This is a genomic window from Paenibacillus phocaeensis (assembly GCF_900021165.1).
Taxonomy (GTDB): Bacteria; Bacillota; Bacilli; order Paenibacillales; family Paenibacillaceae; genus Fontibacillus; species Fontibacillus phocaensis.
In genome coordinates this window covers 181,911-204,281 of sequence record NZ_FCOQ01000022.1, presented here as the reverse complement: position 1 = coordinate 204,281, position 22,371 = coordinate 181,911, and the positions used below count along the sequence as shown (strand labels likewise).

Below are 22,371 nucleotides of genomic sequence, written 5' to 3'. Positions count from 1 at the left end.
TTTTTATTTTTAGGTGAACTAGAAATCACAGGAATGAAAGCGCTTATAATAAATATAGAGCTAGCAATCATATTTCCAAAAAAACAATTAGGATACCATATCTATTCATAACAGAGGATTAAAATAAGGAGAAGAAAGCGTTATCATTATATGACAATCGGGGGTAAAAATAATGAATGAAACAACGGAGCTTTACAGTACAGAGGTAGTAACGCCACCCAAAAAATCGAAAGAGTTAGGTACTGATGCCCAGGGTATCCAAAAAACGATGCGGCCTCACCATTACTTAGGTGACGGTGCAGCCCAAATTGCACTTAACTCCATTAACGGACTCATTGGGATGTTAACTTACTTTTATACAGACAAGGTGGGTATTGCAGCAGCGACAGTAGGTACAATCATGCTGATCACCAAGTTTGTTAATGCGATCTCGGACCTGCTCATGGGACGTATCGTTGATGGCACAAAATCGAAGTATGGGAAAGCACGGCCATGGATGTTGTGGATGGCTCTCCCGGCACTAGCCGCTATCATTTTGCTATTTACAGTTCCCGCTGATGCATCTAGCACTGTGAAAACGATCTATGCTTTGGCCACCGTAGTATTCGCATCTGCCATTGTCTATACAGGGATTGCTATTCCGTTCGGCAGCTTAATGGCCATTCGTACGAAAAGCGTTGAAGAACGCGGTAAGATGGGGCTTACCCGTACAATCTTCGGATATATTATCGGAATGATTATCTCCATTGCACTAATTCCTGTGACCAATAGGCTTGGCGGAGATCAGAAGGCTTGGATCATCGTTGCAGTCGTGCTTGGATTATTGTCAGCCATTGCCCTAGTCCTGACCTTCCTTTCCTCCAAAGAGAACAATGCTAATGTAAATTTAAATGAAAGCGATAACGTGCCCTTCTGGGAAAGTATAAAGCTCCTGTTTAAGAACAAATATTGGATCATCATGTTGTTTGCTCAGTTATTTATTAATATGATGTATACGCTTAACGGCTCAACGGGGATCTATTATACCAAATATATTTTAGGTAATGAGGATCTGATCGGAATCATGGGTGCTATTGGTTTAATTCCGGTATTTTTAGGCTTCGCTCTCGTGGGTCCAATGATTAAAAAGTTTGGCCTTTCCAGCACTGCACGTATCGGGCTGATCGTCGGAATCGCTGCCTCGGGTATCCGCTGTTTCATGCCGTATAGCTTTGTCGCTGCATTAGTGCTCGGTGGAATATCAACTCTGGCAACCATCCCAATGATGGCTGTGGGCGGGGTGCTCGTCAATAATACTGTAGAGTACGGGGAATGGAAGACAGGCAAGCGTTTGGTGGGGATGGTCAATAGTGCAAACAGCTTTGGCGTTAAAATTGGTATGGGTCTAGCCGCAGCGATGATCGGGTGGATTCTGGCAATGGGGGATTATGATGGAACATTAGCCGCACAACCTGATTCCGCAATAACCAGTATTCTTGTTCTTACTGTATATCTTCCTGTGGCAATACTCGTGCTTACGTATCTCTGCCTGCGTAAGTACGACTTAGATAAGAAGTATCCTCAGATCGTTAAAGAACTGGAAGAACGCCGTAATCAACATTAATCTGAATATGATCAATTCCAGGTTCCGCCAGCAATAAGCTACTCACTTCTTTTCTAGCTGTGCAATCGCCACTAAGGAATGGTCGGCCAAAGAGAAGATGAGCTCTGCCAGTTCATTACTGGAGATCATAAATCCTTCTTGTATCCATTCCTGGATGATTGCCAGGCTTCCATTGACCAGGTAAGAATAAGTATACCGTTTCAACCGTTCAGGTACGTTGAGTTGAAGCTGGCTATCAATATTCTTGAGGATTTCATTCAGCAGGCGTTTGGGAAATAACACGTTTTCATTGGAGGTGAGGAGCATGACAGTGAATAGCTCCTCATCCTTTTTAATGTATTCTAGAAATGCCAGGATGTAAGTAGTGCCGTTGTCTCCCGCTTCAATTTTATCCAGATAGGCACTTGTGTTATTAATAATCTCCAGTTCAACATGTTCAAGCAGGTCATAAGCATTGGCATAATGTAAGTAGAACGTGGAGCGGTTGATGCCTGCTGCGGTGCACAATTCCTTCACGCTAATTTGGCTTATCTTTTTCTCTTTGAGCAAGCTGATCAGGCTCTGTTTCAGCAGCAGTTTGGTTAATCGTTCCCGCTGATTCATAGTCCATTCATCTCCAAATCATAAAATTTCTATAATAAATAGACACTTCGCACTCGAATGTCTAGATTACATCAAAGCATAAAACAACTGGTGGTTGTTAAATAGACACCGTGTCTGTAGTATGAAGGTAGACGAAAGACTTGTCAATAAACTAATGATGCAGGTGAACGATTAATGAAGAAAAAAAAGATCATGATTACAGGCGCAGCAGGCAATATGGGTGGAGAGACATTAAAGCTGCTCATCAACGATCTGGAGAAATGCGAACTGCTGCTCTTTGATTTAGACAATCCGAACAGCCGTGAGAAGCTCAAGCCCTATGAAGGGCTGAATGGTGTGAAAGTAGTCTACGGTAATTTGTTGGATCGCAGCCTGGTGGAGGATTGTGTGAAGGATGCCGACATTATCCTTCATATCGCCGCTTTTGTTTCTCCTACGGCTGATGAGTTTCCTGAACGGGCCATGCAGATTAACTATGGTTCAGCTAAAAACATTGTTGACGCTATTAAGAAAAGCGGCCGTGCGGGGATAACGCGTTTTGTAAATATTGGTACAATTGCTGAAACAGGAGACCGTATGCCGCCGATCCATTGGGGACGTGTCGGAGACCCTCTCAAGCCAAGTGTGTATGATTACTATGCCGTCTCTAAAATCGCTGCCGAGCGTATGGTGATTGAATCCGGACTGAGCTACTGGGTGAGTCTCCGTCAGACGGGGATTATGGGCCCTGCGATGAGCAAGATTCAGGACCCGATTATGTTCCATAATTGTCTGGAAAATGTGCTTGAGTATGTGTCGGACCGGGATTCAGGACGATTAATGCGTAACCTGTGCATCCAGGATATTGACGGAGAGCTTGATCAAGCATTCTGGCAGCATATTTACAATATTGGCGGAGGCGAAAGCTGCCGGGTCAGCACGCTTGAGATGTACCAAGTACTGTACGGCAAGCTTGGCATTACCAATCTTGATTATGTTATCGATCCTAAATGGTATGCCACCCGGAATTTCCATGGACAATACTACCTGGATTCTGACAAGCTGGAGGATTATTTCCACTTCCGCCGGGATACGATGGAGTACTTCTATCAGAGCTACCTCGATAATCTTGGCGCACTCGTCCCCGTGGCGAAGGTCATCACAAAGCTCCCGGGAGGGCAAAAATTCATGGGGGCTATGATTAAACGTACAATGAAAAAGCAGGCTGTGAAAGAACGGGGAACGCTGCGTTTTATAGAGGATAATGATCTTGAGAAAATCGATGCTTATTGGGGAAGCAAGGCAAACTGGGAGGCGATTCCGGAGAAGCTATCCGAGATGAAGAAATTCTCTGACTGGAATACAGTGATTAAGCTTGACCATGGTTATGATGAGAATAAGCCTGCTTCACAATTAAATATTGAAGATATGAAAGGGGCTGCCATCTTCCGCGGGGGTGAATGCCTGTCTACAGAGATGGAGACGGGGAATTGGACGAATAAGCTCAAATTCAAATGTGCATTCGGCCATACCTTTAGTGCCAGCCCCAAACTGGTTCTGGAGGGTGGACATTTCTGCCCTCAATGTGAGCGCGAAACCTGGAATTACAAAGAACGCGCTAAACGCGAGCCGTTTTTCGCCCAAGTATGGTACCCTATTCAAGGCAAGGATGATGGCCGGGAATATACAAAAATTGTATCTGAATTAGATGTCGCCGATCATTCCTAGCTAAAATAGACGCCAACCAGCAGGAAAGTGGAGGGACGATGAAGAGTAAAACTAAATTCAGATTATCTGAAACGCAAATCGCTAAACTAGTTGAAGTGAATTTCGGAGATGAAGGAAAGTTGAGCTCCATTCAGGAATTAAAAGGCGGGATGTTTAATGCAGCATATCTGATCCAAAGAACGGGTGGACTTGAACCGCTAGTGCTAAAAGTATCGTCTCCGCCTGAAACGGAACTGCTCTCTTATGAGCATCATCTAATGCAGACAGAAGTGGAAGTGTATCATAAAATATCCGCGGAAACGTCCATACCGGCCCCAAGAGTGATTTGCTCTGATTTCAGCAGAAGTTTAATCCCTAGTGATTACTTCTTTATGAGTGCGCTAAAAGGTCAAAGTATGCACAGCCTCCGCAGAAAAATCAGCCAGAATCAGAAGGAGTCCCTTAAGAGTAAGTTAGGCGATTATTTTGCTCAGCTACACCAGATTAGAGGGAATTACTTTGGATATTTCACCGACAAACCAGAGTATCAATTCTCATCCTGGAGAGAAGCCTATCGTCACATGTTGAAATCCATCCTTGCCGACGGAGAGAGGCTGAAGGTTAAACTGCCATATGAACGCATTGAGAGAGTAGTTCGTAAGCAAGAGCATTTGCTAGAAGCTGTTAATTCGCCTAGTCTGGTCAGCTTTGATCTTTGGCCGGGGAATATTATGCTCGTTCTGAACGGCAATGACTATGAAATCGAAGCCATTATTGATTTTGAGCGCTCCTTCTGGGGGGACCCGTATGCTGATTTTCCGCCGGCATTTCTTTTATTCAAGGATGTCAGAGAGGAGCCGGGGTTCTGGAAGAGCTATAACGGAAGGCTAAACGATAATAAAGTGCTTAGTTCTGAAGATTTAAAACGAATCGAATTATATAGATTGTATATTTTTCTGATCATGTCGGTGGAGACGTACAGATATGGATTTATCTACGGCAAGCTTCAATATCATTATTCTCAACAAGTGGTAAATAATTGTCTTAAGAGTCTGGAGCTGTAGTGTGCGAGCAAGAGAGAATCGGAATCCTTGAGGCCACTTACCTGGCGTGGAATTATGCGAACTTCAGATTCAACTAAAGGGAAACGATAGCTCAATAAAATCAAAGAGGCAGCTAATCTACAGGATTGGCTGCCTCTTTTCAACTAGAGGGTACAGGTGAGTACCTATTAGAGGGCAGGCTGGTACCCATTATGCATTCCCTTGATAGGATAAAGTATCTGCCGGCTCCTCAATGTGCACCATTACCCGAACCAGATAATCCTCTGCATGTTGCAATACGATCTCATCCTGCATGTAATCCTCGTAAGCATCGCCCTTAATGATGTACTGTTTCTTCTTGATAAATTCAAAGATTTGCGTATAGATCTTCTCGGTATCCCCGTAATCTGCTCTGGCATAAGACACGAGATAGAAACCCTCCGGCATATAGGCCTGTTTGTGATACGTTGTCGTCATGAAGCTGTACATATGGGAGATTTTGTCGCCATCCTCCTTCAGCAGATCTTCTTTAGGAATGATGACCCCACTGGGGTATCCAAGTGGCGCATGCTCCTTGTTCAGCCGCGCCCGAAAATCCTCCCAGAGCTCCTCTGGGAACTCCTTTTTGGATGAGTAGATGCGGCGGCTCAGCAGCAAGGGGGTTTTAGGTTGCCAGATGACATGCATTTGGTTGGTGTTCAGATGCATGGATTGCTCTATATTTTCCGCACGCTGTATAATCATTTGTTTCGCCCGAGTCAGTTTGGCGATCTGCAGTTGCAGATTTTCCTCCTGTTTACGCAGCAATCGAAGGGTAGTTTCCGGAGAACGTTCACCGAGATGCTGCTGAATTTCCTCCAGAGACATGCCCAGCTCTTTAAAAATATGAATAACGCTGATCGTTTCAAACTGGCTACGGCTGTAATAGCGATAACCGTTATCCGCCACAAAGGCAGGTTTGAACAGACCGATGCGGTCGTAGTAAATGAGGGTTTTGCGCGAAACCTCGGACAGCTTGGAAAAAGCACTAATGGACAGCATTTCATTTGGATGCATAAGTACCCCCAGGTCAAAAAGAGCGAATTGACTGTATAGTTACTATACAGTTTATAATAGCATCTGTTCTGATCGTGAGTCTACTTCTAGATCGCAGATCAGTGTGCTTATTTCAGATGAGGAGAATGCTTATGGTACGGAAATTACTGCAAAGTGTACGGGAATATAAAAAGGATACGTGGCTGACCCCTTTGTTTTTACTTGGTGAAGTGGCCATGGAAGCCATTATCCCGCTGTTTATGGCCGAATTAATTGATCAGGGGATCACGGGGGGGCAGATGAATCAGGTGATGAAGTACGGCTTGATTCTGGTGTTGTTTGCCCTTGTGTCTCTGGTCTTTGGAACGCTGGCGGGTAAGCATTCTGCGATTGCCATGTCGGGGTTCGGAAAAAATTTGCGTTACGACCTGTTCTGTCATGTGCAGGGGCTGTCGTATTCCAATATGGATAAATTCTCAACCTCAGGTATCGTCACCAGGCTAACGACGGATATTACGCATGTGCAAAATGCATTTTTGATGATTATCCGGATTGCCTTTCGCAGTCCGGTGTTGATGATTTTTGCGACGATTATGACGTATCGCATCAGCCCGTCCATTGCTGCTTGGTTCATGGTTGTTATCCCTGTGCTGGCCATTGGCATGATCCTCATCATGAAGTATTCTTTTCCGATTTTTGAGCGAGCCTTTGGCAGTTACGATGATCTGAATAAAGTTGTTCAGGAAAATGTACGCGGCATTCGGGTCGTGAAATCCTATGTGCGTGAAGAGCGTGAGGTATCCAAGTTTCAGGCTGTATCCCAGCGGATATTTGCACAGATGGTTAAGGCAGAACGCATTCTATCGTACGAACTTCCCCTGATGCAAATTGTGCTGTATGCCGTGATGCTGATCATCTCCTGGATTGGAGCCAAACTGGTTGTGGGTGGAAGCATGACTACCGGCGAGCTTACCAGTGTATTCGCGTATTCGATGCAAATTCTAATGAGTTTGATGACCCTGGGCATTGTTGTCATTATGGTCGCCATTGCTCGTGCTTCGGCGGGACGGATTCATGACCTGTTAAGTGAACAGCCGGACATCACCAGCCCCGAATCGCCAGTTACAGAGCTGCACAGTGGAGAGATTGAATTCCGTAAGGTGTCCTTCCGTTACTCCGATAAAGCCGAGAATGATGCTCTTTCAGGTATCAATCTGCGAATTGCTTCGGGACAGACGATCGGTATTATAGGAGCTGCGGGCAGTGCAAAGTCCACCTTGGTGCAACTGATTCCACGTCTATATGATGCCAGCGAGGGTGAAGTCCTTGTCAGTGGAGTCAATGTGAAGGAATATGATCTAAGTGTGCTTCGCAGCCAGGTCGCGATGGTATTGCAAAAAAACGTCCTGTTTGAAGGCACGATTAAGGAGAACCTGCGTTGGGGCAATGAAAATGCGTCCGATGAAGAGCTGATTGAAGCATGCAAAGCGGCGCAGGCACATGAGTTTATTTCCATGTTCCCGGATGGATATGACACTCACTTGGCACAAGGCGGTACGAACGTTTCGGGAGGTCAGAAGCAGAGACTGTGTATTGCCAGAGCTTTGCTCAAAAAACCGAAGATTCTGATTCTGGATGATTCCACCAGCGCTGTAGATACACGGACAGACGCGTTAATCCGCAACGTTTTCAAGGAAAGCATACCGGATACAACCAAAATTATGATTGCCCAGCGTATTGCATCTGTTGAAGATGCTGATCAGATTGTCGTAATGGATGAAGGCAAGATGGTGGATATCGGAACCCATCAGGAACTGCTTGGCAGAAATACCATTTATCAAGAGGCCTATTATACACAGACGAAAGGCGGTGAAGCACTGGATGGATAACATCAATTACGGCCGGACAATAAAACGTCTGCTAGCCTACTTTAAATATTACAAATTCAGAACGGCATTGGCGCTGTTCCTGGTTCTGGTTAGTTCCGCCGTCTCTGTCGCTTCGGCGGCCTTTCTGCGATTGTTGATCGACGACTATATTGCGCCGTTGCTCGGAAATCAGAATCCCGTGTTTGACGCCTTGTTACAGGATTTAATCATTCTGGCTGTCATCTACGCTGGTGGGGTCATTAGTACGTTTGTCTCGAAACGGCTGATGATTACGATCTCACAGCAGATTATGAAGAGGATTCGTGACCGCTTATTCGATCACATGCAGAAGCTGCCGATTAAATATTTTGACCGTAAAGCCCACGGGGATATTATGAGTCATTACACGAACGATGTGGACACGCTGAACATGATGCTGACGGATGGATTGTCCCAGCTGTTGTCCACTGCGGTGACCGTGTTGGTCGTTCTCGGTACGATGTTGTATCTGGATGTGCCGTTAACGATCGTGGTTGTGCTTGGTGCGCTTGCCATGCTTTGGATTACCAAAACCGTGGGTACTAAGGCAACCCAGCACTTTTTCCGGCAGCAGGAATCGATCGGTGTGGTGGATGGATATATCGAGGAGATCATTCATGGGCAAAAAGTGGTGCAGGTGTTCGGTCGCGAGCAAAAAGTGATGGAACAATTCGCCCGTCTGAATGATAGATTATTTGACGACTCGGCGACAGCTAACAAATATTCGAATATCCTCATGCCAATCAATGCGAATCTGGCCACACTAATCTACGTGCTTGTGGCCATTGCAGGCGGAGCTATGGCGTTATCGGACTGGAATGCCGGTCTGAGTCTGGGAATTATCGCTGCTTTTCTGAGTTTATCCCGTAATTTCACAATGCCCATTGCCGAAATTTCCTCGCAAGTCAGCATGTTTGTCGTAGCACTTGCAGGGGCTCAGCGGATCTTTAACCTGATGGATGAACAGCCTGAAGCAGATGAGGGCCGTGTGACCTTGGAGAAAAACCAGAATCAGGACGGTTGGGTCTGGAAACTGGAGGACGGAACAAGCGTTGTACTGAAAGGCAAAGTGGAGTTTAAGGACGTCAGCTTTACGTATGACGGAAAGAAACAGGTACTTCAGAATATGACGTTATATGCCATGCCTGGACAGAAACTCGCGTTCGTAGGCGCAACGGGTGCGGGCAAGACTACCGTAGCCAATCTGCTCAATCGTTTTTACGATATTACAGAAGGCGAGATCATCTATGATGGCATTCATATTCAGCGTATTCGAAAAGCAGATTTGCGGCGTTCTCTGGGAATTGTCCTGCAGGATACCCATCTGTTCTCGGGTACGGTCGCTGAGAACATTCGATACGGGAGGCTGGAGGCCAGTGATGATGAGGTGATCCAGGCAGCGAAGCTGTCGTATGCGGCGAGTTTTATTGAACGTTTGCCTGACGGGTATGAGACCCGGCTTGATGGTAGCGGCAATGGACTGTCACAGGGACAGAGTCAACTGCTGGCGATTGCCAGAGCGGCGATTGCCAATCCGCCCGTCATGATTCTGGATGAAGCAACCTCATCCATCGATACACGAACAGAAGCGCTGGTCCAGAAGGGGATGGATAATCTGATGGAGGGCCGAACCGTGTTTGTGATCGCCCACCGGTTATCTACCGTACGAAATTCCGATGCCATTATGGTTCTTGAAAAAGGCCAAATCAAGGAACGCGGGGATCACGAGCAATTGCTGGCAGCTAAAGGGATTTATTATCAATTGTACACAGGGGCCTTTGAGTGGGATTAACGGACACATTCAAGCCTCAACTAATGCAACGCCGGAGACTGGTGTTTAACCATGTATTTGATACTATAATACGATAACAATAACTTTGTAAGGAGAGGAGGGATCGCGTGAAGAAGATTCTTGTTATTGATGATGAAGCTGCCCTCAGAGATTTAATGGAGCTTGTGCTTAAACGGGAAAATTATGAGGTGCGGACAGCGGAAGACGGAGGTACGGGGCTCAAGGAGCTCGATGCTTTCAAACCGGACCTGGTTTTACTGGATTTAATGCTGCCTGATTATTCGGGGTATGACTTATGTAAAGAAATCACCCATAAACAGGCCATTCCTGTCATTATGTTATCGGCGAAGAATGAGATTATAGATAAAGTGTTAGGACTGGAGCTCGGGGCGGAAGATTATCTGACCAAACCTTTTGATAATCGGGAGCTTATCGCCAGAATACGCCATAAAGTATTCCCATACCGGCAAACGGGTTAGAATCGAGACGTTTATCAGGCAGGAGACGGGGGTCATCCAAATAAGGGACGAGGGCGTTGGGATCCGTGAAGAGGAAATTGCCCGGGTGCAGGAGAGATTTTATCGGGCGGAAAATGCCCATGTGGCCAAGGGTTCCGGATTGGGGCTCTCCATATGTAAAGAAATTGTCGAGAAATTTGACGGTAAATTGGAGATGGAAAGCGAAGTGGGCGTCGGGACTACCGTGTCGATCCTGCTCCCCTTAGCGTGAAGTTACAAGAATGTTACAAGATTGTGATTAGACTAATCATTTGTTTTCGTAAGATGACTTCATAAGATTAAGAAAAACAGTTTGGAGGTTATCCGTATGAAAATATTAAGCAAACCAGCTGCCCTAATGCTGTCTATTGTCCTTCTTTGGACATTATTGGCGGGATGTCAGGGGACCAGGGAGAGTGCGCCGGAGGCTCCCGTACCTTCTTCAGGCAGTAACCTGGCAGGCGGCAACGCCGATTCCGGGGTAATCAAGGAAGGAACGATTCCCAAGGACGGGAATGTGATCCTGAAAGAGCTTGCTTTTGTCTACAAGGACAATACCATTGCCCTTTCCGATATCGTTGATGACGCAAAACTCGAAAGCATGCTGGGGAAAGCGGAAGAGAAAAAATCCCACACCTATACGGCAGACGATAAGACTAATATGGATCAGCTAATTGGCCGTACAAAAAATCTATACACCTTTCCAGGGCTCGAAATCGAAACCTTCAATACGGGAGAAGGGACCGATTTCTATATCACTACGATTGAAATGACCGCCCCTGAATATGCCACAATCCGCAATATTAAAGTCGGCGACAGTCTTGAAGAGCTTAAGAAAACGTATCCCGAAGGGAACCTGACGGGAAATGGAGCGACCAGCGCGGAAGATGAATACCGGTATACGCCGGCCAACTATGTGGATGTAATGACGTTCCATCTCAAGGATGACAAGATTGACCGTATTCGCATAAGCACGCTTTTGGACTGAGTAATTCAAAAAGTCGCTAATTAAGCGGCTTTTTTCGTTTTATCTGCCACCTTGAAATATATTCTCCTTGTTGTGTTACCAAACTTTAGTATTTCATGATTTTATCTTTATAGATATATCCGAGCACAAAACCGATAACAGCGATCACAGATATAATAATCGCTATGCTGTATTGCTGCATTTGAATGGTTGACCCCACAGCGGCAGATGCGATGATCCACGGCAGACGACCAACGATGAGGATCAAGAAAAATCGGAATGAACTCATGGATGTCAGAGCAGCAACAAAAACAAGCAAATCTTTTGGCAAACCTGGAATCACGAAAAAGAGAAATAAAAAAACCGAAAACTTTTTCTCATCATGAATGAACGCCATCCACTTATACTTTTTCTTTTGCAGGATCTTTGAGATAGAGTCGCGGCCGATAAACCGAGTGAAATAAAAAGCCATCGCTGAGCCTAATATTAACCCTATTGTAGTATACAAGGACCCCAGTGTAACCCCGTAAATATAACCGCCTGCAATTTGTACGACTTCTCCTGGAATAGGCGCAACTACAATCTGAAGAATCTGGAATAAGATAAACATGACGGGACCCCAATGACCTGTTGAGCGGATGTACGCGCTAAAATTGTCCATGGACGACATAATCTCTATAAGGGCAGAAGAATAATAGATCAGTAAACCAATACACAATATGAGGGTTAGAGCTAATAGTAGGGTTACGACTGTTTTTTTCGAAAGTTGTGGCACCGCTCAAAAACTCCTTTGTATGATGATCTCTTCATGTTTTCTAGTATAAACAGGATACATTAAGAGTTACCTACATCACTTCTGAAGAATTCTTAAGTCGACTGTATTTACTGGTAGTTGCACAAAACACTTATTATACTGATGTTAGATGGGGTGATCAGATGAACAAGCAAATCTTAATTGCCGACGATAATAGTGAAATCCGAGAAATTGTAAGAATATTGCTGGAAAGCGAGAATTATGAAGTGATTGAAGCGATAGATGGTCAAGATGCGATTGATAAAGTAAATGAAGAGACGGATCTCATTATTTTAGATATGATGATGCCTAATAAATCAGGGCTGAAGGCGTGTTTGGAGATTCGTGAGAAAACAAGCGCACCGATTCTGTTCCTTACTGCGAAATCGCAGGATTCTGACAAACAACTGGCCTTCTCTTCAGGCAGTGATGACTTTTTGTCCAAACCTTTTTCTTACACAGAACTCGTTTCGAGAGTGAAGGCTTTACTGCGGAGGTATTATGTCTATCGCGGCAAGGAGAAGACTGAGGAGACGGAACATATTATCATTAAAGATCTTACGATTCACCAGGATGCAAAGACGGTATTTGTGGGGGAGAAGGAAATCGCTTTGACTGAAATTGAATACCAGATTTTACTGCTGTTAGCTAAGAAACGACGTAAGGTGTTTTCGGCTGAAAATATCTATGAGAGCGTTTGGGGGCAGCCTTATTTTTATACCTGTAATAACACGGTCATGGTCCATATTCGTAATTTGAGAAGCAAACTGGAAGATGACCCACAAAACCCTAAATATGTAAAGACGGTTTGGGGGAAGGGGTACAAAATTGAATAGATTACTCATGGGGAAAAAGCTGAAGTTTAAGCTGATTCTGGCCGTATTCATTTCTTTGGTTATTTCTATAAGCGTTTTCGTCATTTTACAAATCATAGGCGAGACAGTGTTAAATAATTATTTAAGCAAATCCGCTTTTGTGGAAAATAGGCAGCAAGACGCGCTGAAACAATTCGAAGAGTTCGTGAATAGCCAAAACGTGTCCACCCGCGATTATGAGCAATTATCTACATGGATAAGTCATGAACGATACTTGAAGCTGTATATTTTTGCAAATGAGAAATTGATTTTCTCCTCAAATCAAGAGGTTGATCCTGCTATTAATGAAGAGCTATTAACTCAATTCGTGCCTTCGGAAATCCCCATCACCACCATCCATTTTGCGGATCAGGATGCCCAGGTCTACTTGGTAGGCTTCTACGAGTATCAATACTACAATCTCATTTTGGTTGTCGGTGTTTTCATAGCAGCCGTTACCTTCATTGTTTCCTTTTTACTGATCATTAATAGGAAGACATCCTATATTGGTGTGCTTGAACAAGAGATTAAGATCCTTGAAGGTGGAAATTTGGATTATTCCATTACGATATCTGGAAAAGATGAACTATCCTCTTTGGCCCAGAGTATTGATGAGATGAGGAAATCTTTTGTTGAGCGGCTCGGCAGTGAGGAGCGGGTCAGGATGGCCAATCGAGAATTGATCACGGCAATTTCACATGATTTGCGCACTCCACTTACCATTCTTTTGGGATATATGGATATCATAGAGCTTAACAAATATAAGAACCATGAGGATTTACTGCAGTATATCCATAATAGCCGGGAAAAGGCTTATCAAATCAAAGCACTGTCGGACAAACTATTCGAATATTTTACGGTATCCTCTGCAGATGAAGAAGAAGATGTGGAGTATGAGATTTATGAGGGCAGAGCGCTTATCGATCAACTCATTGACGAGCAGCTGGTGGTTTTGGAGAATGTAGATGTTCAAGTTCAGGCAGAGCCAAACCATGAGAAATTTTTGCTGGAAATCAATTTGGTCGCGATACGCCGCGTATTCGATAACCTATTTTCAAATATTCGAAAGTACGCAGATCCAACGCATCCCGTTCATATTCAGATTTCCTTGAAACCCCAATGGGTCGAACTTTCAGTCGAGAATAAGATTTTACAGGAGGCCGAAAAGGAAGAGAGCAACAAAATTGGGCTCGTGAGTTGCCAGAAAATAATACAGCAGCACAACGGGACAATGGCAGTATCGGTCCGAAAAGATACTTTTTTACTTCAGATTACGTTACCTGTCATTTCAAATAAAACAGTATAGGGTGACTTAAGAATTCTTAAGAAATATGTACCCCTCATCTTAAGAAATCTCACATAATCTTGTAAATCATAAGCCAAAAACAATAAAATGCATGATTAGTGAGGAGAAACTATGTTTATAAAGAATATTCCCAATTTGCTTACCTTTGTTAATTTGTCATTCGGGGTACTTTCCATTGTCGAGGTCATTAATCAACATTACTTCGCAAGTGCCATGTATATCATAATTGCAGCATTTATAGATAGATATGATGGAAGAATCGCCAGACGATTAGATGTTTGCAGTGAATTCGGAAAAGAACTGGATTCCTTAGCGGATTTGGTTTCCTTTGGGATTGCTCCGGCACTACTTGTTTATTTTAAATTCAATTTTGCTGAGCTTGGCTTGATGAAGATTGTGAGTATAGTTGCGCTATTGTTCTATGTCCTCAGCGGTTCGTATAGGTTAGCGCGGTTTAATATAAAAAAATTTGAAGGCACCTTCAGTGGAATTCCAATTACCGTGGCAGGTTTCATTCTCTCCACCTGCTCGGTGTTTGCCCCGAGCACGGATCGTTTATCACTTCTATCCGTAATTACATTGCTTGCTCTATCCTATTTAATGGTATCAAATATAAAATTCAAGAAAATATAATTAGGAGTGATTTATACTCATATCAAGGAAGGGTGGAGGCTGCAGCACGTGCTCATAAGCGGGAGCCGATCACCGCGTAATAGGGTTATCGGTTCTGTGTCTATACGGCTAGCGCTTTGACATGCGTTTATCTGCAACCTCTCGGTTATATCACTTGTTGCTGGTCTTCTTGATCAAATTCACGCCATCGTATGCCAGACTTTCTATACTTGCAGCCTTCTCCAGTAGATAATGACCAAAAAAGTTCTTCGTATAGTCTGTAACAAGATTTCGCATCTCCATAGCATCCCGTTCGCCTCTGAGTTCCTCATTAACACTGGTAAACACGATATCGCAGTAATCTAAATGCCCAACACGATCAACGGAGAAATAATAGGTTTCCATGCTATTGTTAGCGCCAATTATCGCATTCATATTATAGTTCGGTTCACGAAACAGCAGCAAGAAGGGTTTCTTAAGGTCGCTGTCAAGAAGGCCGAACGCGCCGCTATCCAAGCCAATCCCGCAGGCGAACCGGTCGTCGTCCCGGCAAACGATCGCCGTCGTAGCCCCTCCAAAAGAATGTCCGACTATGCCCATGCCGATGTCAAGCAACAGTCTGCCCTTAAAGATGGAATTCAGCTCTCCAGAGTCCAGTTTGTAAAGAGCATCGGCGACATACCTTATATCTTCTGCCTGTAATTCGCTATACTTTGTTAACTTGGCAAGTATCGGCAGTGTAAGTACGTTACGGCACATCTCAATGGCCGTTTCATCGTCAGGCCGCATCTCCATCTTACCAGCCAACGCCACCATCTCCGGATCTTCAGAAAACGCCGTAATGATATCCGAAAAATCCTTCGATACATTAAACAGACGCCCGTCTTTACGCTTATACATCGTGCTGTTCTGATGGCCGATGCTTACCACAACATATCCCGTGCTTGCCAAGTCTGTGCAGATCACGGTACCCCATTCTGGAGAGCCGCCCCCGCCGCAATCATAGAATAATACCGGATAGCGCTTTTCCTTCCCGGAGAGAGCAAGATCGTCATAACACTGGGTCTTGATATCTATAGAGTAAGCATCTTTCAACGCAGTGACAAGTGGCTGTTCATTAAACATCCCGTAGACTTCAGGAAACATATACGTTGATGTAGTTTTACCTTCGCTACTGTCGGACGGATAGTACACAAACGCTGTCAGTTCTCTGTTTGAGTGATCTGATGCCGTGTACTCAAAATCCATCTGGGTTCGACCGACAGTATAGCTGCCAATTGGTTCTGGAAATGCGTCATAAGTTTTCATTTTCCTTGTTCCCCCTTAACCATTTCAGAATATTTATGATCTTCAAGCAGCCCATGGCTCATAAAGTCAGCAAAGTACTTGCTGATCTTATGTTGCAGCTTAGAGTCCTTAATATCGAATTCCCTAAAAAACATGACTAGATTAAACTGCATGGACTCAAACATAAAAGAAATCAGGTCGTCGTCAATATCCGGTCGGAGATATCCATCAACCCTCATTCGGCGTAAAATGCCCTTGATTAAGGGGAAGGACTCGCCCTTTAGCACATTCAGATAGATTTTAAGTAAAATGTTCTCAGGAATGTATAAAAGTGTTTCAGTCAGTTTGATTTCCAACTCATTCAGCGGCTCGGTCACAATGCCATTCACGTTCCCTAATAAGCCAGTAAGGAAAAACTGGAAAAGGGAATCTTCATGACTGTTATTAAAATACGCAGCTCTTTTCTGGGTCACATTACGTATTAAGAGACAATAAAGGTCGTCTTTGTCTTCAAAATACCGATAAAAGGTTCCGGGGTGCATGGACAAACTCTCCAAAACCATCTTCATAGTTATATCCTCGTAAAGATGATCAACAAAAAGATGCATAGCTCTATTAGATATTTCCTCGCGCCTTGCTTCATCTAAACGAAAGAAAGTATTTTTTGGCATAGATTACTCCTTAATATGGGTATGAATTGATTCACACTATACTGATAATACGTTCACGAGTCAAGTGGTTTAGCGATAATTCTTTATGAACTTTTAATTGGCTCCTTTAAACAGTATCATTTTTTGACATAATTTATCGTTATGATTAACCCATCAAGAAAAACAAATGATCTGATCAAAAAAAGGAGCTGGGATGATGGCAGCATAAACCTTGTTGATGGAGAAATGTGGATTCCGGTTGTGAAGAAATAAAAAGAACTCAATAAACGAGGAGGAATAGAAATGAGTACAATTACCAGTAATGAAAAGATCGCGAAGGTTGGAACCCGTCATATCGGAAGGACGGCCGCTTATTGGACCGTCACCATCATTCTAGCATTCTCTATTGCATTAAGCGGGATCGGACAATTGGTGCGATATGGTGGCAATGTCGATTTAGTGACTGATATTGGTTTCCCTTTATATATCACGAATATTCTCGGGACTTGGAAATTGCTTGGAGTCCTTGCGATCATCATGCCAGGTTTTCCCCGTCTTAAGGAATGGGCTTACAGCGGTATGTTCTTTCTAATGACGGGTGCGGCCTTATCTCATGTCTTCGCTCATGATTATGGGGTAGGTGGATTCCATGTTATTCTTCCACTTTTCTATGCCGTGCTTTGCATAGCTTCCTGGGCGCTGCGTCCAAAAAGCCGCAGACTCTAATAAGTCGTGACATTAATCTGATGAGAATGCTAAAAAATTGAATTTTTAAACCCGTTGATGATTAATTCCAACGGGTTTTTATTTTGACGAGTCAATCAGACGTTTGCCTGGACGATTGCGGGCGGAGCGCTGCCTATCCCAGGGACGAAGCGTATCAAGTACCTGGAGGAAAATGCAGCCGCGGCTGATATCCTTCTCACGAAGGAGGACCTCGAACGAATCGATCAGGTCAGCCCCAAGAATGTCGTTCACGGCACGCGTTATATGAAAGAACAGATGACGCTGCTGGGCGGCTAGACTATAGTGTTATGTAGAGTATCAAAGAAAAAAAATATTAGACTGGCGGGCGCTTCATTAAACTATCTTTAAAAAAGGTGGGGGAGAAATGCAATATGAGAAAATAATAGGTAAAGGAAATACAGCAACTGTATATGAGTGGGAAGAAGGTAAAGTGCTTAAGCTTTTCGTTAAAGGCTATCCTACTTTGGCTGTAGAGAGAGAGTTTCTTAATGCGAAGGCAATCAATCTTATGAATTTTGCAAAACCAAAGGCATACGAAATGATTTATTATGAAGAGCAAGTCGGCATTATATATGACAGAGTGGAGGGTGAAACTCTGCTGGATTGGGTATTGAAAACCGGTGACCTCCAGGGATGTGCGGTATACATGGCTAGTCTACATAAGTCAATAGTTCTAAACAAAGTTAACAATGTACCCGATTGTAAAGAATTTTTGAAATCTAATATATTAAACGCGTCATCGCTTAACGTAGAGGAGCAGGAAAGAGTATTAGATATTTTGAGTAGATTAAAAGATGGAGATACACTTTGCCATGGTGATTTTTATCCCGGCAATATATTACTATTAAATGGGCAAACCACTGTAATAGACTTTATGAACGTGTACCGTGGAGATTTTTTATATGATATTGCAAGAACTGTTTATCTAGTGCAATACACGCCGGTTCCAGCAGATGCAGATGATAGAGAAACGCTGCTGCAACTAAAAAAAACACTGGCCGACTTATATCTTATCGAAATGAGCGTGACTCGAGAGATGATACAAGATTACATTACTGTAATTGCTGCCGCTAGAAAAGGGGAATGTCCTAATGAGTTCTATTGAATTAAGTATTCAATGTCCCGTGTTATTTATAACAGGGGAACATGATCAATTTGCTGGTGAGGAAAAAGTCAAAAGACTAGCCTCATTTGTCGACCAGAATGGTCGATATACATATGTACAAAATACGGGTTTTGTGAAAAAGTCTAATCGGAAAGACCGCTGGAACCGGTTTTGATACGTTCCGGCGGTCGTTATTGCGGATGCCTTACTTGTCCTACTTGTCCATATTAATAACGGCCTTACGCATTTCTTCATCCGTTAAGTGTGTGTAGATCATCGTTGTCTGGATCGATGAGTGGCCTAATTGATTCTTCAGACGCGGCACGTCGTTGTTCTCCTGATGGTAACGCGTTGCGAAGGAATGCCGCAGCGAGTGTACGGTTAAGGCCGGTTTGCCGTAAGCAGTGGCGTATTTCTCGATCAGCTTTTCGATGGATCTTGGAGTTAATCTCCGGCTTCTGCCTTTGCGCCCGATTGGCGCTGCTATAAACAAATAAGTTTCGGATTTCTCCGGTTTATATCGGATGTCGCGAACCTTTAAATAATTCTCCAAATCCGATTTCGCTTGTTCACTGAAGTACACGTATTGTTCCTTGTTGCCTTTGCGGATGACCCGGACCAAACCTTTGTTCATGTCGAGATCCTCCAGGTTGATGCCGGCAACTTCGGATAAGCGCAATCCCGATCCAAGAATCAAAGAAACGATGGCCGTATCACGCTCGCGGTTCAATTCGTGAAACAGATACAGCCGCTTATTATCGCGGTTTTGTGCGCCAAAATCGTAGGCAACAAACTGTCGGAACAGTTCAAAATCGTCCGCTCGCAAAATTTTGCCTTCCATGCGATTGGCGATCGTTTCCTGAGTTTCCTTCATGGCATTAAATTCAATTTTGACCATCACATTCCGTTCGAGATACGGCTTAAGCTCTGGAGTTTCAGCTTTATTTTGCAGGTAATCGAATAACGACTTCAACGCGGACAGCTTTCGGTTGATCGTCAATTTCGAGTTGCCTAATTGAAATTCCAGGAAGGTCAGGAAGCTTTCGATTTCCCGAACGGTCAGTTTCTCGAGGATCGACAATTCAACATCTTTACGGCTGGGAGCTGCAAAACGTTCCGCCACGAGCCAATCAAAGAAGATAATGTAATCGTGGCAATAGTTCAATAACGTAGTATGCGACAGCTTGCGTTTACGTGTATCTATGTATTCGGCAACATACCAAGGCAATTCCGTTAGTTTCTCATCAATGCGGCTCATATAGTGTGATTTCGTGGTTTTATCCATGTCGAACGCACACCTCCTGATTCTAGAATAATCCATTTATATTATTTCGTCAAATTATTATTTTACGTAATAATATTCAGTGCACCTATTCATAATGAAAAGTAATTCAACTGGTTCTTAATTATTAGATTGTTGTAGGTGTAGTCTGCAGAAATAGACTGTATCCCAAGTACAGTCTATTTCCTCTTATCGATTAAATAAATTGCTTTTTCTGAATTAGTATGGTTTAACTGCTTTAATGACTGCCGACAATATATAGTCCTCAATATTCGCACCCGGTACCCAGTCTTTAATAAATTCACGTGAATTATCTTTAGGTTCAACAACTATATCCGTAAATCCACTCAGTTTTAACATCTCTTTGATTTCATCTACCATAGATGCACCAGATATACAGCTGGCCAGAGAATCAAGATCCCCTTTAATTTCTTTCGGAATGGCTGCAGTCGCCACCACATCAGAAATGGCTAAACGACCACCATGCTTTAACACACGGAAGGCTTCACGGAACACTTGAGGTTTATCCGGAGACAAATTAATTACACAGTTTGAAATGATTACATCTACTGAGTTATCTGACATAGGTAAATGCTCAATTTCGCCAAATCGGAACTCAATATTCTTGTATCCGTTAGTCTGAGCATTAGTTCGTGCACGGCTTACCATTTCCGGTGTCATATCTACTCCGTAAACTTTACCCGACTCCCCCACTTGCTTGGATGCCAAAAAACAATCAAAGCCAGCCCCACAACCTAAATCGAGAACGACCTCCCCTGGCTTCAGTGATGCGATGGCCTGAGGATTTCCACAACCAAGGCCAAGATTCGATCCTAATGGAACAGTCGACAGTTCTACATCCGAGTATCCGAGTTTCGAAGATACTTCATTAGGTGTTCCGCAGCACCCCGTTGCTGAAGAACTTGGCGTACAACAATAGGATGTAGAAGCACTCTCAAGAACAATTTGTTTATAACGGTTACGTACATGCTGACGAACTTCGTCATCTCCCGTTTGGCTCATATCACATCTCTCCTTTAGTAAATCAATTTATTTTGATTAATAGTCCAAAATGAAACCCACTATGTGGGATCATGAACAACAACCACCGCTTGGTTGATGGTCTATTTTTCGGAAGATACAGCATAGCTCGGGAGATAATAATCGATTTACTTCAGTATGATTTAACTCGTAATAGCTCCAAGTCCCTTTCGTCTCTCGAGTAATTAATCCCGCATCAAGTAAAATCTTTAAGTGGTAAGACAGTTTAGACTGAGGCATATTTACGATTTCGACCAGGTCGCAGACACATACACTCCCCTTTTGAGTGAGCTCATACATAATCTGTAAACGTTTTTGATCAGCTAAGGCTTTGAACTTGGTTTCATACCCAGCAAAATCAACAGACTCTTGAGTTTGTGGAATAGTCAGGAGTTCTTTGATCACGTAAATACCTCCTTTCAGCAGCAAGCTGGGCAGCAATACACGTAGGATTGTGAGTTACTTTGTGGAGGCTTGATTTCTTTCCGCTCCTCTTTCATCGTCGTCCATTTCCACGCTTGTCGTGCTTTTTTGTCAATTTCTTTTTGCCGATACTCCATGAGACGTTCATGCAAGTAGTAGTTGAACATTAGACAACCTCCTTAAATCAAATTATTTTGATGAATGAATCGTAACACGACCAATTGGAGAATTCAAGTATTAATCAAAAATATTTGATGAATCAAAATAGTCTTTTTCGACATGACAGATTAGCTCCTTTTGGGGCAGTGATAAGATCAGTCTAACGATTTATGGTTAGGATATCGAAAATGATTAAACGATATACTTATATTTAATGCATTCTTTCATCTATTATGATTCATCCAAACGCCGGAGGAATTCAAGTACCCGCTGCATCAGCAGTGCCGTTGCGTCAGCGTCATACGATGACAAACTGCTGTCTGCAAAATAGTGTTGATCGCCCGGGTACAAGAACAGATCGGCATGATGGGCTGACGCCACAAGCTCGCGCGCTGCTTCGATGTCCCCCTCCGCAACGAAATAAGGATCCGCGTCCATAGCGTGAATCTGCACCGGCAGATCCGCTGGCCAAGGAGTTCCAAACATGGAGCTCGGAACGCAGGAGTAGAAGAACGACGCGCCACGGGCGCCTTCACGGGTCTGGGCCAGCTTCTGGGCCGGCACTACCCCGAGCGAAGATCCCATATAGACCATCGAACGTGGCAGTTCATCAGCCACACTTGTCCCCCGCTTTATGATCTCTTCGAACCCAAGCTCTTCGACATAAGTCATGCCTTCCTCGATGGAATTAAACGAGCGACCGTCGAAAAGGTCAGGCACGTGTACAGTGTGCCCCTCTCCTCTAAGTTCGTCGGCGAATAGGTGAATCCCTTTTGTAAGCCCAAGTGCGTGGTGAAATAAAAGAATCTCGGCCACTTCTCTTCCCTCCCAGGAGTAACATAGTTTTCTTCAATTGTTTTTTCTATTGTAGCATTGTCCGCTAACAACATAAAGAACAAATGTTCTTCTTTTGAGTCACAAGAAAAAGTCTCATCCCTCCGGTTTTGCAACATTTCTTGCTCGTTGTGGCCCAGATATG

At 43.8% G+C, this 22,371-nt stretch carries 23 protein-coding genes; 14 read left to right on the top strand and 9 right to left on the bottom strand.

All coding sequences use genetic code 11. The features are described from left to right. Positions 1 to 172 precede the first annotated feature (172 nt). Entirely contained in the window at positions 173 to 1,603 is a 1,431-nt protein-coding gene (locus BN3795_RS16140) for an MFS transporter (protein WP_068785718.1), read from the top strand. A 42-nt stretch (positions 1,604 to 1,645) separates the two neighbouring features. On the opposite strand, the gene BN3795_RS16135 is transcribed toward BN3795_RS16140, so the two are convergent. Continuing rightward, complete coding sequence (locus tag BN3795_RS16135; protein WP_068785717.1) at positions 1,646 to 2,206, bottom strand: TetR/AcrR family transcriptional regulator; 561 nt, start codon at positions 2,204 to 2,206, stop codon at positions 1,646 to 1,648. Between the two features lie 174 nt (positions 2,207 to 2,380). Here BN3795_RS16135 and BN3795_RS16130 point away from each other — a divergent pair, with 174 nt between their 5' ends. Beyond that, positions 2,381 to 3,913 carry an NAD-dependent epimerase/dehydratase family protein gene (locus BN3795_RS16130; RefSeq protein ID WP_068785716.1) on the top strand — a complete coding sequence of 511 codons (1,533 nt, stop codon included), beginning with the start codon at positions 2,381 to 2,383 and terminating at the stop codon, positions 3,911 to 3,913. 38 nt (positions 3,914 to 3,951) lie between these two features. Next, positions 3,952 to 4,956 (top strand): phosphotransferase family protein, encoded by a 1,005-nt coding sequence (locus BN3795_RS16125; protein WP_068785715.1) that lies wholly within the window; start codon positions 3,952 to 3,954, stop codon positions 4,954 to 4,956. A gap of 189 nt (positions 4,957 to 5,145) precedes the next feature. Here BN3795_RS16125 and BN3795_RS16120 read toward each other — a convergent pair whose 3' ends face one another. Continuing rightward, positions 5,146 to 5,991: a MerR family transcriptional regulator gene (locus tag BN3795_RS16120; RefSeq protein WP_068785714.1), complete on the bottom strand. Its 846-nt coding sequence runs from the start codon at positions 5,989 to 5,991 to the stop codon at positions 5,146 to 5,148. 131 nt (positions 5,992 to 6,122) lie between these two features. Between BN3795_RS16120 and BN3795_RS16115 the strand changes: the two genes are divergently transcribed. The 5 genes from BN3795_RS16115 to BN3795_RS16100 all read left to right on the top strand — a co-directional run bounded on the left by BN3795_RS16115 (position 6,123) and on the right by BN3795_RS16100 (position 11,154). Then, the gene (locus tag BN3795_RS16115) at positions 6,123 to 7,859 is read left to right on the top strand and encodes an ABC transporter ATP-binding protein (protein WP_068785713.1); all 1,737 of its coding nucleotides are present in this window, start codon (positions 6,123 to 6,125) and stop codon (positions 7,857 to 7,859) included. Then, the gene (locus tag BN3795_RS16110; RefSeq protein ID WP_068785712.1) at positions 7,852 to 9,669 is read left to right on the top strand and encodes an ABC transporter ATP-binding protein; all 1,818 of its coding nucleotides are present in this window, start codon (positions 7,852 to 7,854) and stop codon (positions 9,667 to 9,669) included. Before BN3795_RS16115 ends, BN3795_RS16110 begins: the two co-directional genes overlap by 8 nt. Positions 9,670 to 9,776: 107 nt before the next feature. Then, complete coding sequence (locus BN3795_RS16105; RefSeq protein WP_232729951.1) at positions 9,777 to 10,148, top strand: response regulator transcription factor; 372 nt, start codon at positions 9,777 to 9,779, stop codon at positions 10,146 to 10,148. Next, positions 10,084 to 10,398, top strand: a complete 315-nt coding sequence (locus BN3795_RS25110; RefSeq protein WP_110945207.1) for a sensor histidine kinase — start codon at positions 10,084 to 10,086, stop codon at positions 10,396 to 10,398. The genes BN3795_RS16105 and BN3795_RS25110 overlap by 65 nt, the downstream gene beginning before the upstream one ends. 96 nt (positions 10,399 to 10,494) lie before the next feature. Then, the gene (locus BN3795_RS16100; RefSeq protein ID WP_068785711.1) at positions 10,495 to 11,154 is read left to right on the top strand and encodes a hypothetical protein; all 660 of its coding nucleotides are present in this window, start codon (positions 10,495 to 10,497) and stop codon (positions 11,152 to 11,154) included. Positions 11,155 to 11,239: 85 nt separating this feature from the next. On the opposite strand, the gene BN3795_RS16095 is transcribed toward BN3795_RS16100, so the two are convergent. Further along, positions 11,240 to 11,908, bottom strand: coding sequence for a TVP38/TMEM64 family protein (locus BN3795_RS16095; protein WP_068785710.1), 669 nt, complete (start codon positions 11,906 to 11,908; stop codon positions 11,240 to 11,242). 161 nt (positions 11,909 to 12,069) lie between these two features. Between BN3795_RS16095 and BN3795_RS16090 the strand changes: the two genes are divergently transcribed. The 3 genes from BN3795_RS16090 to pssA all read left to right on the top strand — a co-directional run bounded on the left by BN3795_RS16090 (position 12,070) and on the right by pssA (position 14,719). Further along, positions 12,070 to 12,762 (top strand): response regulator transcription factor, encoded by a 693-nt coding sequence (locus BN3795_RS16090; RefSeq protein WP_068785709.1) that lies wholly within the window; start codon positions 12,070 to 12,072, stop codon positions 12,760 to 12,762. Then, entirely contained in the window at positions 12,755 to 14,086 is a 1,332-nt protein-coding gene (locus BN3795_RS16085; RefSeq protein WP_068785708.1) for a HAMP domain-containing sensor histidine kinase, read from the top strand. Before BN3795_RS16090 ends, BN3795_RS16085 begins: the two co-directional genes overlap by 8 nt. Before the next feature lie 111 nt (positions 14,087 to 14,197). After that, the gene (gene pssA, locus BN3795_RS16080; protein WP_068785707.1) at positions 14,198 to 14,719 is read left to right on the top strand and encodes a CDP-diacylglycerol--serine O-phosphatidyltransferase; all 522 of its coding nucleotides are present in this window, start codon (positions 14,198 to 14,200) and stop codon (positions 14,717 to 14,719) included. Positions 14,720 to 14,869: 150 nt separating this feature from the next. Here the strand turns inward: pssA and BN3795_RS16075 are convergent, their stop codons facing one another. Both BN3795_RS16075 and BN3795_RS16070 read right to left on the bottom strand, forming a co-directional pair. Beyond that, complete coding sequence (locus BN3795_RS16075; protein WP_068785706.1) at positions 14,870 to 16,006, bottom strand: alpha/beta hydrolase; 1,137 nt, start codon at positions 16,004 to 16,006, stop codon at positions 14,870 to 14,872. Next, entirely contained in the window at positions 16,003 to 16,656 is a 654-nt protein-coding gene (locus tag BN3795_RS16070) for a TetR/AcrR family transcriptional regulator (protein WP_068785705.1), read from the bottom strand. The genes BN3795_RS16075 and BN3795_RS16070 overlap by 4 nt, the downstream gene beginning before the upstream one ends. 282 nt (positions 16,657 to 16,938) lie before the next feature. Between BN3795_RS16070 and BN3795_RS16065 the strand changes: the two genes are divergently transcribed. The 3 genes from BN3795_RS16065 to BN3795_RS16060 all read left to right on the top strand — a co-directional run bounded on the left by BN3795_RS16065 (position 16,939) and on the right by BN3795_RS16060 (position 18,487). After that, positions 16,939 to 17,361: a DoxX family protein gene (locus tag BN3795_RS16065; protein WP_068785704.1), complete on the top strand. Its 423-nt coding sequence runs from the start codon at positions 16,939 to 16,941 to the stop codon at positions 17,359 to 17,361. Positions 17,362 to 17,475: 114 nt separating this feature from the next. Then, positions 17,476 to 17,658: an aldo/keto reductase gene (locus BN3795_RS26160; RefSeq protein WP_332835611.1), complete on the top strand. Its 183-nt coding sequence runs from the start codon at positions 17,476 to 17,478 to the stop codon at positions 17,656 to 17,658. An 88-nt stretch (positions 17,659 to 17,746) separates the two neighbouring features. Then, the gene (locus tag BN3795_RS16060; protein WP_068785703.1) at positions 17,747 to 18,487 is read left to right on the top strand and encodes a phosphotransferase family protein; all 741 of its coding nucleotides are present in this window, start codon (positions 17,747 to 17,749) and stop codon (positions 18,485 to 18,487) included. A gap of 214 nt (positions 18,488 to 18,701) precedes the next feature. Here BN3795_RS16060 and xerS read toward each other — a convergent pair whose 3' ends face one another. From xerS to BN3795_RS16040, 4 genes are all read right to left on the bottom strand, one after another. Then, a complete protein-coding gene (xerS, locus tag BN3795_RS16055) occupies positions 18,702 to 19,772 on the bottom strand; it encodes a tyrosine recombinase XerS (RefSeq protein ID WP_068785702.1) in 1,071 nt (356 codons plus the stop codon). 216 nt (positions 19,773 to 19,988) lie between these two features. Beyond that, positions 19,989 to 20,792 (bottom strand): arsenite methyltransferase, encoded by an 804-nt coding sequence (locus BN3795_RS16050; protein WP_068785701.1) that lies wholly within the window; start codon positions 20,790 to 20,792, stop codon positions 19,989 to 19,991. A 69-nt stretch (positions 20,793 to 20,861) separates the two neighbouring features. Continuing rightward, entirely contained in the window at positions 20,862 to 21,212 is a 351-nt protein-coding gene (locus tag BN3795_RS16045; protein WP_269800219.1) for an ArsR/SmtB family transcription factor, read from the bottom strand. A 411-nt stretch (positions 21,213 to 21,623) separates the two neighbouring features. After that, on the bottom strand, positions 21,624 to 22,208 hold the full coding sequence (locus BN3795_RS16040) for a dienelactone hydrolase family protein (protein WP_068785700.1): 585 nt from the start codon (positions 22,206 to 22,208) through the stop codon (positions 21,624 to 21,626). Between the last annotated feature and the right edge of the window lie 163 nt (positions 22,209 to 22,371).

Bases quoted from the DNA above. Each gene is read 5' to 3' on its own strand.
- BN3795_RS16140 (WP_068785718.1), top strand. From the start codon at position 173: ATGAATGAAACAACGGAGCTTTACAGTACAGAGGTAGTAACGCCACCC.
- BN3795_RS16135 (WP_068785717.1), bottom strand. From the start codon at position 2,206: ATGAATCAGCGGGAACGATTAACCAAACTGCTGCTGAAACAGAGCCTG.
- BN3795_RS16130 (WP_068785716.1), top strand. From the start codon at position 2,381: ATGAAGAAAAAAAAGATCATGATTACAGGCGCAGCAGGCAATATGGGT.
- BN3795_RS16125 (WP_068785715.1), top strand. From the start codon at position 3,952: ATGAAGAGTAAAACTAAATTCAGATTATCTGAAACGCAAATCGCTAAA.
- BN3795_RS16120 (WP_068785714.1), bottom strand. From the start codon at position 5,991: ATGCATCCAAATGAAATGCTGTCCATTAGTGCTTTTTCCAAGCTGTCC.
- BN3795_RS16115 (WP_068785713.1), top strand. From the start codon at position 6,123: ATGGTACGGAAATTACTGCAAAGTGTACGGGAATATAAAAAGGATACG.
- BN3795_RS16110 (WP_068785712.1), top strand. From the start codon at position 7,852: ATGGATAACATCAATTACGGCCGGACAATAAAACGTCTGCTAGCCTAC.
- BN3795_RS16100 (WP_068785711.1), top strand. From the start codon at position 10,495: ATGAAAATATTAAGCAAACCAGCTGCCCTAATGCTGTCTATTGTCCTT.
- BN3795_RS16090 (WP_068785709.1), top strand. From the start codon at position 12,070: ATGAACAAGCAAATCTTAATTGCCGACGATAATAGTGAAATCCGAGAA.
- pssA (WP_068785707.1), top strand. From the start codon at position 14,198: ATGTTTATAAAGAATATTCCCAATTTGCTTACCTTTGTTAATTTGTCA.
- BN3795_RS16075 (WP_068785706.1), bottom strand. From the start codon at position 16,006: ATGAAAACTTATGACGCATTTCCAGAACCAATTGGCAGCTATACTGTC.
- BN3795_RS16070 (WP_068785705.1), bottom strand. From the start codon at position 16,656: ATGCCAAAAAATACTTTCTTTCGTTTAGATGAAGCAAGGCGCGAGGAA.
- BN3795_RS16065 (WP_068785704.1), top strand. From the start codon at position 16,939: ATGAGTACAATTACCAGTAATGAAAAGATCGCGAAGGTTGGAACCCGT.
- BN3795_RS16060 (WP_068785703.1), top strand. From the start codon at position 17,747: ATGCAATATGAGAAAATAATAGGTAAAGGAAATACAGCAACTGTATAT.
- xerS (WP_068785702.1), bottom strand. From the start codon at position 19,772: ATGGATAAAACCACGAAATCACACTATATGAGCCGCATTGATGAGAAA.
- BN3795_RS16050 (WP_068785701.1), bottom strand. From the start codon at position 20,792: ATGAGCCAAACGGGAGATGACGAAGTTCGTCAGCATGTACGTAACCGT.